Consider the following 13,757-nt stretch of genomic DNA (forward strand, 5'->3'; position numbering starts at 1 on the left):
AGCGGAGTTTGTTCATGCCGAAAGCCCACGCCTTCTCCAAGACGTTGAAGTCCTTCACCACCGCCTCCGGCAAGACGGGCCAGTTCTTCTCGCTGCCACAGCTTGCGAAGACCTACCCCAACGTGAACCGGTTGCCGGTGTCGATGCGCATCGTGCTGGAGTCGGTGCTGCGCAACTGCGACGGCCAGAAGGTGACGCCCGAGCATGTGCAGCAGCTGGCCAGCTGGCAGCCGGTGGCCGAGCGCACCGACGAGATCCCCTTCGTGGTGGCCCGCGTGGTGCTGCAGGACTTCACCGGCGTGCCGCTGCTGGCCGACCTGGCCGCCATGCGCTCGGTGGCCGCCAGCCTGGGCAAGAACCCCAAGGCCATCGAGCCGCTGGTGCCGGTGGACCTGGTGGTCGACCACTCCATCATGGTCGACTACTACGGCACCAAGAAGGCGCTGGACCTGAACATGAAGCTGGAATTCCAGCGCAACCAGGAGCGCTACCAGTTTATGAAGTGGGGCATGCAGGCCTTCGACACCTTCGGCGTCGTGCCCCCGGGCTTCGGCATCGTGCACCAGGTGAACCTGGAGTACCTGGCGCGCGGCGTGCACAAGACCAAGGACGGCGTGTACTACCCCGACAGCCTGGTGGGCACCGACAGCCACACCACGATGATCAACGGCATCGGCGTCGTGGGCTGGGGCGTGGGCGGCATCGAGGCCGAGGCCGGCATGCTGGGCCAGCCGGTGTACTTCCTCACGCCCGACGTGGTGGGCTTCGAGATGACCGGATCGCTGCGCGAAGGCGTCACCGCCACCGACCTGGTGCTGACGGTGACCGAGCTGCTGCGCAAGGAGAAGGTGGTCGGCAAGTTCGTCGAGTTCTTCGGCCCCGGCGTGGCCACGCTGCCGCTGCCCGACCGCGCCACCATCGGCAACATGGCGCCCGAGTACGGCGCCACCATGGGTTTCTTCCCGGTGGACGACAAGACCATCGACTACTTCCGCGGCACCGGCCGCACCAAGGCCGAGATCGAGGCCTTCGAGGCCTACTTCCGCGCGCAGGGCATGTACGGCGTTCCGGGCGCGGCGGGCGCCTCGAAGGAGCTGGCCGACATCCAGTACAGCAAGGTGGTCACGCTCGACCTCACCAGCGTGGCGCCCAGCCTGGCCGGCCCCAAGCGCCCACAGGACCGCATCGAGATCACGCACCTGTCGGAACAGTTCAAGGCGCTGTACAGCGCGCCGGTGTCGGCCAACGGCTTCAACCAGCCGGCCGAGAAGCTGGATGAAGTGTTCAAGACGGAAAGCGGCCTGGAGATCCGCAACGGCGATGTGCTGATCGCGGCCATCACCTCCTGCACCAACACCAGCAACCCCAGCGTGCTGCTGGCCGCCGGCCTGCTGGCCAAGAAGGCGGTGGAAGCAGGCCTGACGGTCAAGCCGCACGTCAAGACCTCGCTGGCGCCCGGCTCCCGCGTGGTCACCGAATACCTGGAGCGCGCCGGCCTGCTGCCCTACCTGGAGAAGCTCAACTTCAACCTGGCGGGCTACGGCTGCACCACCTGCATCGGCAATGCCGGCGACCTGACGGCCGAGCTGAACGAGGTGATCTGGCGCAACGACCTGGTGTGCGCGGCGGTGCTCTCCGGCAACCGCAACTTCGAGGCGCGCATCCACCCCAACCTGAAGGCCAACTTCCTGGCCAGCCCGCCGCTGGTGGTGGCCTATGCCATCGCCGGCAACGTGCGCCGCGACCTGATGACCGAGCCGGTGGGTTACGGCAAGAAGGGCAAGCCGGTGTACCTGGGCGACATCTGGCCCGCCAGCGACGAGATCCATGCGCTGATGAAGTACGCGATGAACGCCAAGGTGTTCAAGGCCAACTACGAGAAGGTGAAGACCGAGCCCGGCAAGCTGTGGGGCAACATCAAGGGCACCACCGGCCAGGTGTACGACTGGCCCGCCTCCACCTACATCGCCGAGCCGCCGTTCTTCCAGGGCTTCGAGATGCAGCCGCCGGTGGGCGCCGAGGTGGGCGTGAAGGGCGCGCGCATCATGGCGCTGTTCGGCGACTCGATCACCACCGACCACATCTCGCCCGCCGGCTCCATCAAGGACACCTCGCCCGCAGGCCAGTGGCTGAAGGAGAACGGCGTGCTGAAGGCCGACTTCAACAGCTACGGCTCGCGCCGCGGCAACCACGACGTGATGATGCGCGGCACCTTCGCCAACGTGCGCATCAAGAACCTGATGATCCCGCCCGGTGAGGACGGCTCGCGCGAGGAAGGTGGGGTCACGCTGTACCAGCCGGGCGGCGAGAAGATGTTCATCTACGACGCGGCGATGAAGTACATCGCCGAGGGCGTGCCCACCGTGATCTTCGCCGGCGAGGAATACGGCACCGGCTCCAGCCGCGACTGGGCCGCCAAGGGCACCCAGCTGCTGGGCATCAAGGCCGTGGTGGCCCGCAGCTTCGAGCGCATCCACCGCAGCAACCTGGTGGGCATGGGCGTGCTGCCGCTGCAGTTCAAGGCGGGCGACAGCTGGGAATCGCTGGGCCTGAAGGGCGACGAGCAGATCGACGTGCGCATCGAAGGGGCGCTGCGGCCGCAGGCCGACGCCACGCTGGTCATCCAGCGCGGCGACGGCAGCCGGCAGGAGGTGACGGTGGTGCTGCGCATCGACACGCCGATCGAGGTCGACTACTACCAGCACGGCGGCATCCTGCCCTTCGTGCTGCGGCAGCTGCTGGCGGCTTGAGCGTCATTTGATAGAAGTGATTTGACTGTCATTTCTGGCGATTGAACGGCAGACCACGGTGCACGATGGGCACCGTGTCTTCGCTGGAGGTCGCCATGCAGGTCAGCCTTTCGAAGTACCACCCCGCCACCGGCTGGCATCCGCCGCTGCCCATCGCGCTGGACAGCCGCAGCACCCTGGTGCTGGCGTTCGGCGGCAGCCGCTATGCCGACGATCCGGAGCCCTTCTTTGCCCTGGCCGATGCATTTCCGCAGTCGGTGCATGCGGGCTGCTCGTCCGATGGCGGCGGTGAAGGCTGCGCCGACGCGGCGCTGAACGTGGCAGTGCTGCGCTTCGAGCATGCACGCCTGGCGGCCGCCACCCTGACCGTGCGCCGCCGCGAGGACAGCGCGCTGATGGGCGCCGCCCTCGGCGCCCAGCTCCCGCAAGGCGGCCTGCGCATGGCCTTCCTGCTGGGCGACGGCGAAGGCATCGATGGCGAAGCCCTGCTGCGCGGCCTGCGCGGCAGCCTGCCCCGCTGCGTGATGCTGGCCGGCGGCCTGGCCCGGCGACCGCGCGGGCCTGGCCAAGGCCTGGGTCTACGGTGCCGACGGCCACCTGCCCGCCCCGGCCCGCGCCTGCGTCATCGGCCTGTATGGCGAGCGGTTGCGCTTCGGCCAGGGCCATGCCCGCGGCTGGCAGTGCCTGAGCCTGCCGCTGCCGGTCACCCGGGCCTGCGGCAAGGTGCTGTACGAGATCGCTGGCCGGCCGGCGCTGGCCGAATACAAGCGCCACCTGGGCGAACAGGCCGGCAGCCTGCCCGGCGTCGCGCTGGCCTATCCGCTGGCCGTCACCGACGCGGCGGGCGGTGCACCCTCCATCCGCAGCGTGCTGGCGGTGGACGAATGCCGCGGTGCCCTGGTGCTCAGCGGCACCGTGCCCGAGGGGGCCGTGGTGCGGTTGATGCACGCCCGCCCCGACGACCTGCAAGGCAGCAGCGAACGTGCGGCCCACCAGGCCCTGGCGGCGCTGCCGCCGGGTGCGCGCAGCGTGATGATCTCGGTGGGCTGCCCGGCGCGGCAGTGGCTGCAGGCCGAAGCGGGCTGCTCGCCCCGCACCGGCCTGCGCCCGGCCGAGCTGGCCGGCACCGCGCAGGTGGGCTTCCATTCGTTCGGCGAGGTGGGCCTGCCGGTGGGCGGCGCCGGCGGCGCCCAGCTGCACCACCAGACGCAGACGTTCACCGCGCTGGCCGAGGCCTGAGGAGCGCTAATCTGCCGGCATGGCAGAACCGTTCAAGAACCTGCTGGGCGAAGCGCGGGTGCGCGAGGCCGGCGAGCAGTTGCAGCGCACCTGGCCCGGCTTTGACCGGGCGCGCTTCGAGCAGCAGGCCCTGCAGGGCCTTCATTCGCTGGAACTGAAGGCACGCGCCAGACAGCTGGCCGCCGCGTTGCAGTCCACCCTGCCCGCCGACTTCGACGCCGCCTGCAGCCTGCTGGAACGCAGCCTGGCACCGCCCGCTGCGCCAGGCGAAAGCACCAGCGCGGCCGGTACCGGGCTGGCCGGCTGGATCGTCTGGCCGATGACCGAATGGGTGGCCACGGCCGGATTGGCGCAGCCCGAGCGGGCGCTGCAGGCGCTGCATGCGATGACCCAGCGCTTCACCGCCGAATGGGCGGTGCGGCCCTTCATCGTGGCGCATCCGCAGCTCACCTGGGCCACGCTGCAGCGCTGGTGCGACGATCCCAGCGCGCATGTGCGACGGCTGGTGAGCGAAGGCAGCCGGCCGCGCCTGCCCTGGGGCCTGCAGCTCAAGGCCCTGGTGGCCGACCCTTCGCCCACGCTGCCGCTGCTGGAACGCCTGCAGGACGACGAGAGCGACTATGTGCGCCGCAGCGTGGCCAACCATCTGAACGACATCGCCAAGGACCATCCCGCCCTGGTGGCCGACTGGCTGGCGGCCCACCTGCCCGGTGCGCCGGCACCGCGCCGCGCGCTGCTGCGCCATGCCAGCCGCACGCTGATCAAGCGCGGCGATGCGCGCGTGCTGTCCGCCTGGGGGCTGGGCCAGGCGCTGGCGGGCACCGCCACGCTGGCCATCACGCCGGGGCAGGCCCGGCTGGGCGAGGACGGCGTGACGCTGGAGGTGGGCCTGCAGTCCACCGCCCGGCAGCCACAGGCGCTCGAGATCGACTATGCGGTGCACCACGTGAAGGCCCACGGCGGCGCCACCGCCAAGGTGTTCAAGGGCTGGAAGCTGGTGCTGGCGGCCGGTGAATCACGCCTGCTGCGCAAGCGCCATGCGCTCAGGCCCATCACCACCCGGCGTTACCACGCGGGCTGGCACCGGGTGGAAGTGCTGGTCAACGGCCAGGCAGTGGCGGAGACCGGCTTCGAGCTAGCGCTGTAGGCGGGTTCAGGCGCGGGCCGCCCAGTCGGCCGCATCGAAGCCCACGGTCACCGTGCCGTCGGCCCACTCCACCACCGGGCGCTTGATGACGCTGGGCTGCGCCACCATCAGCCGGGAAGCGCTGGCCGCATCCACCGCCGCGGCGCGGGTGTCGTCATCCAGCTTGCGCCAGGTGGTGCCCTTGCGGTTGAGCAGCGTGTCCCAGCCGGCCGCCTGCAGCCAGTGCGCCAGCCGGTCGGCCGGCACGCCGGCCTTCTTGAAGTCGTGGAACTGGTAGGGCACGTCGTGGCGTTCCAGCCAGTCGCGGGCCTTCTTCACCGTGTCGCAATTGGGAATGCCGTAGAGCGTGATCGTCATGAAGGTTTGCTGTCGTTGCCCACGTCGCACAGCGGGTCGATGCCCGGCGACGCGCTGCGCACCTGGCCATCGGTGACGGACACCTGGTACCAGAAGCAGCCCCAGGCATCGTAGCGGTACGACCACACCTCGCCGCCCTGGCGGCCGCCGGAACGCTTCTCCGCCGGGCGGCCGAACTCACGCAGCAGCACCTCCACCGGCATGCCGGGCTGCACGCCCTGCAACAGCCGCTGCTCGGTGAGCACCTGTTCCCAGGAACGCACGCGGCCCTGGGCATCCAGGTCGACCATGTAGGTGTGCTTGCCGAAGGGCCCGCGGGCGTATTCCAGCCGGGTGCGGCCGTCGGGCAGGGTATACCGGCCGGTGGGTGCGCCCATGCGGGCGGCCACCTCGTCGGCCGTCTGGCCGGCCTGCAGGCCACCGGTGCCGTAGCTGGCGCAGCCGGCCAGCAGCACGGCGGCGAGGAGGGCAACTTGTCTGGTCATGACGCCATCCTGCGCCGCCGCGCAAACCCCTGCACCGGGTGCGGGTCAATCCGGCGTGCCGCCGCCCCGCGCAGCGCGCACCGCGGCGCGCTTGCCCAGCTCGATCTTGGCGATGGCACGGCGATGCACTTCGTCCGGGCCGTCGACGATGCGCACGGTGCGCTGGTGGGCATAGGCCTCGGCCAGCCAGAAATCCTGGCTGACGCCGGCGCCGCCGTGGGCCTGGATGGCCCAGTCCACCACCTTGCACGAGACGTTGGGCGCCACGACCTTGATCATCGCGATCTCGGCCTGCGCGGCCTTGTTGCCGGCCACGTCCATGCGGTGCGCGGCATTCAGCGTCAGCAGCCGGGCCTGGTCGATCATGCAGCGCGATTCGGCGATGCGCTCGTGCCAGATCGACTGCTCGGCCAGCGGCTTACCGAAGGCGATGCGGGTCTGCAGCCGGTCGATCATCATCTCCAACGCACGCTCGGCCGCGCCGATGGAGCGCATGCAGTGATGGATGCGGCCGGGGCCGAGGCGGCCCTGCGCGATCTCGAAGCCGCGGCCCTCGCCCAGCAGCATATTCTCGGCCGGCACGCGCACGTCGGTCAGCGAGATCTCCATGTGGCCGTGCGGCGCGTCGTCGTAGCCGAACACGCTGATGTGGCGTTCGACCTTCACGCCCGGGGTGTCGGCCGGCACCAGGATCATCGACTGCTGCGAATGCCGCGGCGCGTTGACGTCGGTCTTGCCCATCACGATGTAGATGGCGCAGTGCGGGCTGCCCGCGCCGGAGGAGAACCACTTGCGGCCGTTGATGACGTAGTGGTCGCCGTCGCGGCGGATGTCGCACTGGATGTTGGTGGCGTCCGACGAAGCCACCGCCGGCTCGGTCATCAGGAAGGCCGAGCGGATCTCGCCGGCCAGCAGCGGCGCCAGCCAGCGGTCCTGCTGCGCGGGGGTGCCGTAGCGCTCCAGCGTTTCCATGTTGCCGGTGTCGGGCGCGGAGCAGTTGAACACCTCGCTGGACCAGCTCACCCGGCCCATCACCTCGCACAGCGGGGCGTAGTCCAGGTTGCTGATGCCGGGCACGCCGCGGTACTCGTGCGGCAGGAACATGTTCCACAGGCCCTGCTTGCGGGCGATGACCTTCAGTTCCTCCACCACCGCGGGCTGTTGCCAGGCGTTGCCGGCGCGGCGGAAGGCGTCCATCTCGGCGTGGTAGCGCGCCTCGTTGGGGTAGATGTGTTCGTCGAAGAACGCGTTCAGGCGCTTCAGCAGATCGGTCGTCTTGGCCGAATAGTCCCAGCTCATGGTTGTCTCCTTCGCACTGGCCCACCAAGGGCCGCCGCGCAGGAACGCCGGGGCCCGATGGTTGATTGAACCACCGCGGGGCGCCGGCGGCGGTCGCAAAGGTGACGGCGCGTGCCGGGTGGAACCCGCGGCCCTGCGGCGCCTTCAGGCCAGCAGCTTGCCCGGATTCATCAGCCCCAGCGGATCCAGCGCCGACTTCACCGCCTGCATCATGCGCCGCTCGACGGGGCTCTTGTAGCGGGCGGCCTCGTCGCGGCGCAGCACGCCCAGGCCGTGCTCGGCCGAGATGGAGCCGCCGCGCGCGGCCACCGCGTCGTGCACCAGCCTGTTCAGCGGGCCTTCCAGTGCCACGAAGGCCGGCGCATGCACCGGGCCCAGGCGGTCTTCGGCGGGCGACAGGTTGTAGTGCAGGTTGCCGTCGCCCAGGTGGCCGAACACGACCAAGCGCACCCCGCTGAACTGCGCGGCGATGGCCGCATCGGTGCTGGCCAGGAACTCGGGGATCCGCGAGATCGGCAGGGCGATGTCGTGCTTGATCGTCTTGCCTTCGGCGCCCTGCGATTCGGAGATGTTCTCGCGCAGCGCCCACAGCGCCTCGAACTGCGCCAGCGAGGTGGACACCGCGGCATCAGTGGCATCGCCCGCCTCCAGCGCCGCTTCCAGCAGGCCCTCGATGGCGGCCTGCGCATGTGCCTCGTCGTGCGCGTCGGACACCTCCAGCAGCACGTACCAGGGGCTGGCCTCGCCCAGCGGCTGGCGGCTGCCGGGCATGTGCTTGAGCACCAGGCCGATGCAGACGTCGCTCATCAGCTCGAAGGCCGTCAGGCTGGCCGCCAGCTTCGACTGCGCCAGGGCCAGCAGCGACAGCGCCGCGTCCGGCGAGGGCACGGCGACGAAGGCCACCACCTTGGCCGCCGGCTGCGGGAACAGCTTGAGCGTGGCCGCGGTGATCACGCCCAGCGTGCCTTCGCTGCCGATGAACAGGTCGCGCAGGTCGTAGCCGGTGTTGTCCTTGCGCAGGCCGCGCAGGCCGTTCCACAGCTCGCCGTCGGCGGTGGCCACTTCCAGGCCCAGGCACAGCTCGCGCGCATTGCCATAGCGCAGCACCTGCACGCCGCCGGCATTGGTGGCCAGGTTGCCGCCGATGGTGCAGGTGCCCTCGGCCGCCAGGCTCAGCGGAAAGAGGCGCCCGGCCTCCGCCGCCGCGTCCTGCACCTGCTGCAGCGTGACGCCGGCTTCCACCTCCATCGTGTTGTTCTGCGTGTCGATGCGCCGCACCTTGTTCAGCCGTGCCAGCGACAGCACCAGCGCGCGACCGCTGTAGTCCGGCGTGGCGCCGCCGGACAGCCCGGTGTTGCCGCCCTGCGGCACCACCGGCACCTGCTGCTCGTGGCACCAGGCCATCACCGCCGCCACGTCGGCGGCACTGTCGGGCTGGGCCACGGCGATGGCGGCGCCGTGCCACTTGCCGCGCCAGTCGGTGAGAAAGGGCGCCATCTCGTCGGGCGCGGTGAGCAGGCGGCCGGCAAAGGCGGCGCGCAGGGTGTCGAGGGCAATCGGGGTCATGTGGCGTCCTGGCGGAAGTCTTCAGGCGGGCTGGAGCAGGCGGCGGGCCCGCACCGCGGCGGCCAGGCCTTCCAGCACGCCGACGGTGGCGTCCCAGCCGATGCAGGCGTCGGTCACGCTCTGGCCGTGGCGCAGGCCCTGGTGGCCGTGGGTGATGTCCTGCCGGCCTTCCACCAGGTGGCTCTCCAGCATCACGCCGCAAGGCACGGCCGCGCCGGCCGCCACCTGGCCTGCCACGTCGGCGGCCACCAGCGGCTGGCGTGCATAGTCCTTGCTGCTGTTGCCGTGGCTGCAGTCGATCACCACGCGCTCCGGCAGGCCGGATTCGCGCAGCGCCTGCGCGGCCCGGGCCACATGCTCGGCACCGTAGTTGGGGCCGTCGCTGCCGCCGCGCAGGATCAGGTGGCCGTCCGGATTGCCGGTGGTGGTGACCACCATCGCCCGCCCCTCCAGAGAGACGGACGGAAAGGTGTGCGGCTGCATTGCCACATGGATGGCGTCGATGGCCGGCGCCAGGCCGCCATGGGTGGTGTTCTTGAAGCCCACCGGCGCCGACAGCGCCGAGGCCATCTGCCGGTGCAGCGGGCTTTCCACGGTGCGTGCGCCGATGGCGCCCCAGGTCAGCAGCTCGGCGTAGTACTGCGGCGTCACCAGGTCCAGGATCTCCGAGGCGGTGGGCATGCCCATGCGCGCGCAGGCCAGCAGCAGCCGGCGGGCCTCGTGCAGGCCGCGGCCGATATCGCCGCTGCCGTCCAGCCCGGGGTCGTAGATCAGGCCCTTCCAGCCCATGCGGGTGCGCGGCTTCTCGAAGTACACCCGCATCACCACCAGCAGGTCGCCCTGCAGCCGCCGGGCCAGCGGCAAGAGGCGGCCGGCGTATTCCAGCGCGCTGTCCGGATCGTGGATGGAACAGGGGCCGGCGATCACCAGCAGCCGGTCGTCCTCGCCGCGCAGGATGGCGCGCACGGCCTCGCGCGACTGGCGGATGTGCGCGGCTTCGGCCTCACCGGCCGGCAGGGCCTCGCGCAGCGCGCGAGGCTCGGGCAGCACCTCGGCGCGGGCGATGTGCAGGTCGGAAATGGGGGCTGGCGCGGGCTGGGACATGGCGGCGTCGATCGTACCGCCCGCCCCATGTCACCACGGCCCGCGGGACTTGCCGCCGCATCGGATGACGTGGCCGGCCTCCCCGCGGCCGATGCCCAGGTCGCGCAGCTCGGCTTCGCCCATGGCCTGCAGCGTACGGAAATCGGCCGCGCGCCGGCGGGCGGCCCGCCAGGCATCGTGGGCGGCCTGCAGCCAGCGCATCGGCGGCAGCGGCCGGGCCGCGCCGGCAGGCGGCGCCGTGGAGGTGTCCAGCAAGGTGTCCATCGCATCTCCCGTGTGGTTGGGCAGTGATGGTGCGATCCGTGCACACCTTTGAAAAGTTGAATGATCTGACGCTTTGCTTCAGCATTGCTGAATGCGTGCCATCAACCTCGACCAGTTGCAGACGCTGGTGTCCATCGCCGACCTCGGCACCTTCGCCGCCGCCTCGCGGGCGCTGCACCTGGCCGCGCCCACGGTCAGCCTGCACATCGCCGAGCTGGAATCGCGCATGGGCGTGCCGCTGCTGGAGCGCGGGCCGCGCAAGGCCACGCCCACGGCCGCTGGCGCGGCGCTCATCGACCATGCACGCGGCCTGCTCAAGGGCGCGGACGACGCGGCCGAGAGCGTGCGCCGCATCGCCCAGGGCCGGGCGGGCAAGGTGCGGCTGGGCACCTCCACCGGCGTGATCGTGCACCTGCTGCCGCAGGTGCTGGCGGCGCTGGCCGAGCAGGCGCCGGACATCGACGTCGACCTGGCCATCCTCGGCTCCGACGAAACCATGGCGCGGCTGCATGCCGGCACGCTGGACATCGGCGTGGTGGCACTGCCGCAGCCGGCATCCGACGAGGTGCAGGTGAGCGCCTGGCGCAGCGATCCGATGATGGCCTTCCTGCCCGGTGCCTGGGCCGCCCCGCGCAGCGTCACGCCCGACTGGCTGGCCGGCAAGCCGCTCATCTTCAACGATGCCACCACCCGCATGTACCGGCTGACGATGGAATGGTTCGCCACCGCCGGCCACAGCCCGCGGGCGCGCATCGAGCTGAACTACACCCTGGCCATGAAGAGCCTGGTGGCCGCCGGCTACGGCGCCGCCGTGCTGCCGATGGAAGAGGTGGGCGGACCGCTGTCGCAGCTGGATGCCGGCATGCAGCTGCGCCCGCTCAAGCCCGCCCTCACCCGGCACCTGGGCATCGCCCACCGGCCGCCGGCGCGGCTGGATGCCGCTGCGCAGCAGGTGCTGCAGCTGCTGGCCCGCTTCGCCCAGGGCGCGCCGCGCAGAATGCGCGGCAGCGCTGCCCCTGCCGCGCGCAGCCCACGCCGTACCGCACGATGAACACGCCACAGCCCGACTTCCGCTCGCCCGAGTTCCTGCTCGGCCATATCCGCCACACGCTGTCCTTCTACGAGGGCCGCGCGCTCGATGCCAGCGGCGGCTTCTTCCACTTCTTCAAGGACGACGGCACGGTCTACGACCGCCGCACCCGGCACCTGGTCAGCAGCACGCGCTTCGTCTTCAACCATGCGATGGCCTTCCGCCGCTTCGGCCGGCCGCACGACCAGGCCGCCGCGCGCCATGCGCTGCAGTTCGTGCAGCAGGCGCATGGGCAGCCCAACGGCGGCTATGCCTGGCTGCTGGACTGGGACGGCCAACGCGCCACGGTGCAGGACGCGACCCAGCACTGCTACGGCATGGCCTTCGTGCTGCTGGCCCATGCGCATGCGGTGATGGCCGGCATCGGCGAAGCGCTGGCCGGCCTGCACGACACCTTCGCCTTGATGGAACAGCGCTTCTGGGAGCCGGCCAACGGCCTGTATGCCGACGAGGCCACGCCCGGCTGGCAGCTCAGCCCCTACCGCGGCCAGAACGCCAACATGCACGGCTGCGAGGCGATGCTGGCGGCCCACGAGGCCACCGGCGAGCAACGCTTCCTCGACCGTGCGCTGCTGCTGGCCGAATTGGTCACGCAGCGGCTGGCCGGGCTGGCCGATGGCCTGGTGTGGGAGCACTACCGCACCGGCCCGCAAGGTGCCTGGCAGGTGGACTGGGACTACAACCGCCACGACCGCAGCAACATCTTCCGGCCCTGGGGCTTCCAGACCGGCCACCTCACCGAATGGGCCAAGCTGCTGCTGCAGCTGGAAGCGCGGCTGCCGCCGGCCGCGCGCCCGGACTGGATCGTGCCCACCGCGCGCCGCTTCTTCGATACCGCCGTGCAGCACGGCTGGGATGCGCAGCACGGCGGCCTGGTGTATGGGTTCGAGCCCGGCGGCGCCGTGTGCGACGCCGACAAGTACTTCTGGGTGCAGGCCGAGAGCTTCGCGGCCGCCGCGCTGCTGGGCCTGCGCACCGGCGAGCCCGGCTACTGGCAGTGGTACGACCGCCTGTGGAGCTACAGCTGGGCCCACATGATCGACCACCAGCATGGCGCCTGGTACCGCATCCGCACGCCCGACAACCGGCCCTACTCCGACGAGAAGAGCCCGGCCGGCAAGACCGACTACCACACGATGGGTGCCTGCCACGACGTGCTGCGCGCGCTGGCCGCGGTTTGACGCGGATCAAGCAACGCCGCGACGGCCGGCGCAACATCGCTGGTTTTCAACCAGCGAGACAGGCATGGCCAAAGACACTGCAGTTCGCGCTCCCTCCCGTTCCACTGCAGTGATCCGCGCCGGCAAGCGGCTGCCGACGCGCCCGGCCACCGCGCCACGCCCGGTACAGGCCGGCGACACCCTGCCCAGCCTGACCGCACGCGCCGCAGAGGCCGACCAGGTGCAGCGGCGCAGCAGCACCACCGCCACGGTGCAGTCGCTGGTGGTGTCCGACCTGCTGGCCGATGCCGGCCGCAATACGCCCGCCGGCGAGGCGCTGCACCAGCTGCAGACGCTCATCGCCGGCGCTTCGCCCGACGAGGTGAAGGCGCTGCGCCGCGCCCTGTTCGAGCCGCCGCGCCGCGCCGACGCCCAGCGCCCCGCCGTCGACCCCGATGCGGAGCTGAGCGCCGGCTGGCGCGAAGGCACCTACCCGTACAAGAACCTGCTCTCGCGCAAGAGCTACGAACACCAGAAGTACCGGCTGCAAGTGGAGCTGCTGAAGCTGCAGGCCTGGGTGAAGAACACCGGCCAGCGGGTGGTCATCCTCTTCGAGGGCCGCGACGCTGCTGGCAAGGGCGGCGCCATCAAGCGTTTCATGGAGCACCTGAACCCACGCGGCGCCCGCGTGGTGGCGCTGGAAAAACCCAGCGAGGTGGAGCGTGGCCAGTGGTACTTCCAGCGCTACATCGAGCACCTGCCCACGCGCGGCGAGATCGTGCTGTTCGACCGCAGCTGGTACAACCGCGCCGGCGTCGAGCGGGTGATGGGCTTCTGCTCCGACCACGAGTACGACGAATTCCTGCGCCAGGCGCCCGAGTTCGAAAGGCAGCTGGTGCGCAGCGGCGTGCACCTGTTCAAGTTCTGGTTCTCTGTCAGCCAGGCCGAACAGCGGCGCCGCTTCAAGGAGCGCAAGGTGCATCCGCTGAAGCAGTGGAAGCTGAGCCCGATCGACATGGCCTCGCTCGACAAGTGGGACGACTACACCCGCGCCAAGGAAGCGATGTTCGTGCACTGCGACACCTCGGATGCGCCGTGGACGGTGATCAAGAGCGATTGCAAGAAGCGCGCGCGCCTGAACGCGATGCGCTACCTGCTGCACCGCCTGCCGTATACGCAGCGCGAGCTGGCCACGGTGGGGCCGGTCGACCCGCTGATCGTCGGCCGGCCGGCGCTGGTCTCGGTGGTGGGCGACGACGAGCTGGCGGCCACCGGCCACGGCTGAACGCCCGCGGC

General features: G+C 70.6%; 12 protein-coding genes and 1 pseudogene. 7 read left to right on the forward strand and 6 right to left on the reverse strand.

What is annotated here, in order from left to right; genetic code table 11:
• The first annotated feature begins 14 nt into the window (after nucleotides 1-14).
• The 4 genes and pseudogenes from acnA to LRS14_RS08840 all read left to right on the forward strand — a co-directional run bounded on the left by acnA (nucleotide 15) and on the right by LRS14_RS08840 (nucleotide 5,136).
• A complete protein-coding gene (acnA, locus tag LRS14_RS08825; protein WP_257799301.1) occupies nucleotides 15-2,750 on the forward strand; it encodes an aconitate hydratase AcnA in 2,736 nt (911 codons plus the stop codon).
• A gap of 95 nt (nucleotides 2,751-2,845) precedes the next feature.
• Nucleotides 2,846-3,235 (forward strand): annotated as a pseudogene (locus LRS14_RS30640) (FIST N-terminal domain-containing protein); the annotation flags it as partial.
• A 112-nt stretch (nucleotides 3,236-3,347) separates the two neighbouring features.
• Nucleotides 3,348-3,989 carry an FIST C-terminal domain-containing protein gene (locus LRS14_RS08835; RefSeq protein ID WP_404977579.1) on the forward strand — a complete coding sequence of 214 codons (642 nt, stop codon included), beginning with the start codon at nucleotides 3,348-3,350 and terminating at the stop codon, nucleotides 3,987-3,989.
• A gap of 19 nt (nucleotides 3,990-4,008) precedes the next feature.
• Nucleotides 4,009-5,136 carry a DNA alkylation repair protein gene (locus LRS14_RS08840; protein WP_257799304.1) on the forward strand — a complete coding sequence of 376 codons (1,128 nt, stop codon included), beginning with the start codon at nucleotides 4,009-4,011 and terminating at the stop codon, nucleotides 5,134-5,136.
• A 6-nt stretch (nucleotides 5,137-5,142) separates the two neighbouring features.
• On the opposite strand, the gene LRS14_RS08845 is transcribed toward LRS14_RS08840, so the two are convergent.
• The 6 genes from LRS14_RS08845 to LRS14_RS08870 form a co-directional block, all read right to left on the reverse strand.
• Nucleotides 5,143-5,493, reverse strand: a complete 351-nt coding sequence (locus tag LRS14_RS08845; protein ID WP_046111691.1) for an ArsC family reductase — start codon at nucleotides 5,491-5,493, stop codon at nucleotides 5,143-5,145.
• Nucleotides 5,490-5,978 (reverse strand): hypothetical protein, encoded by a 489-nt coding sequence (locus LRS14_RS08850; protein WP_257799305.1) that lies wholly within the window; start codon nucleotides 5,976-5,978, stop codon nucleotides 5,490-5,492. Before LRS14_RS08850 ends, LRS14_RS08845 begins: the two co-directional genes overlap by 4 nt.
• Before the next feature lie 45 nt (nucleotides 5,979-6,023).
• Nucleotides 6,024-7,277, reverse strand: coding sequence for an acyl-CoA dehydrogenase family protein (locus LRS14_RS08855; RefSeq protein WP_257799306.1), 1,254 nt, complete (start codon nucleotides 7,275-7,277; stop codon nucleotides 6,024-6,026).
• A 144-nt stretch (nucleotides 7,278-7,421) separates the two neighbouring features.
• The gene (locus tag LRS14_RS08860; RefSeq protein ID WP_257799307.1) at nucleotides 7,422-8,843 is read right to left on the reverse strand and encodes an FAD-binding oxidoreductase; all 1,422 of its coding nucleotides are present in this window, start codon (nucleotides 8,841-8,843) and stop codon (nucleotides 7,422-7,424) included.
• Between the two features lie 21 nt (nucleotides 8,844-8,864).
• On the reverse strand, nucleotides 8,865-9,947 hold the full coding sequence (locus LRS14_RS08865) for a 3-deoxy-7-phosphoheptulonate synthase (RefSeq protein WP_257799308.1): 1,083 nt from the start codon (nucleotides 9,945-9,947) through the stop codon (nucleotides 8,865-8,867).
• A 30-nt stretch (nucleotides 9,948-9,977) separates the two neighbouring features.
• Nucleotides 9,978-10,211: a DUF1127 domain-containing protein gene (locus tag LRS14_RS08870; RefSeq protein ID WP_046111686.1), complete on the reverse strand. Its 234-nt coding sequence runs from the start codon at nucleotides 10,209-10,211 to the stop codon at nucleotides 9,978-9,980.
• 91 nt (nucleotides 10,212-10,302) lie between these two features.
• Between LRS14_RS08870 and LRS14_RS08875 the strand changes: the two genes are divergently transcribed.
• The 3 genes from LRS14_RS08875 (at nucleotide 10,303) to ppk2 (ending at nucleotide 13,746) form a co-directional block, all read left to right on the forward strand.
• A complete protein-coding gene (locus LRS14_RS08875; RefSeq protein ID WP_083440361.1) occupies nucleotides 10,303-11,262 on the forward strand; it encodes a LysR family transcriptional regulator in 960 nt (319 codons plus the stop codon).
• Nucleotides 11,259-12,482 (forward strand): AGE family epimerase/isomerase, encoded by a 1,224-nt coding sequence (locus LRS14_RS08880; RefSeq protein ID WP_257799309.1) that lies wholly within the window; start codon nucleotides 11,259-11,261, stop codon nucleotides 12,480-12,482. The genes LRS14_RS08875 and LRS14_RS08880 overlap by 4 nt, the downstream gene beginning before the upstream one ends.
• Before the next feature lie 64 nt (nucleotides 12,483-12,546).
• Nucleotides 12,547-13,746, forward strand: coding sequence for a polyphosphate kinase 2 (ppk2, locus tag LRS14_RS08885; protein ID WP_257799310.1), 1,200 nt, complete (start codon nucleotides 12,547-12,549; stop codon nucleotides 13,744-13,746).
• Nucleotides 13,747-13,757 lie beyond the last annotated feature (11 nt).

The organism is Aquincola sp. J276 (assembly GCF_024700035.1).
GTDB classification, from domain to species: Bacteria; Pseudomonadota; Gammaproteobacteria; order Burkholderiales; family Burkholderiaceae_C; genus Aquincola; species Aquincola tertiaricarbonis.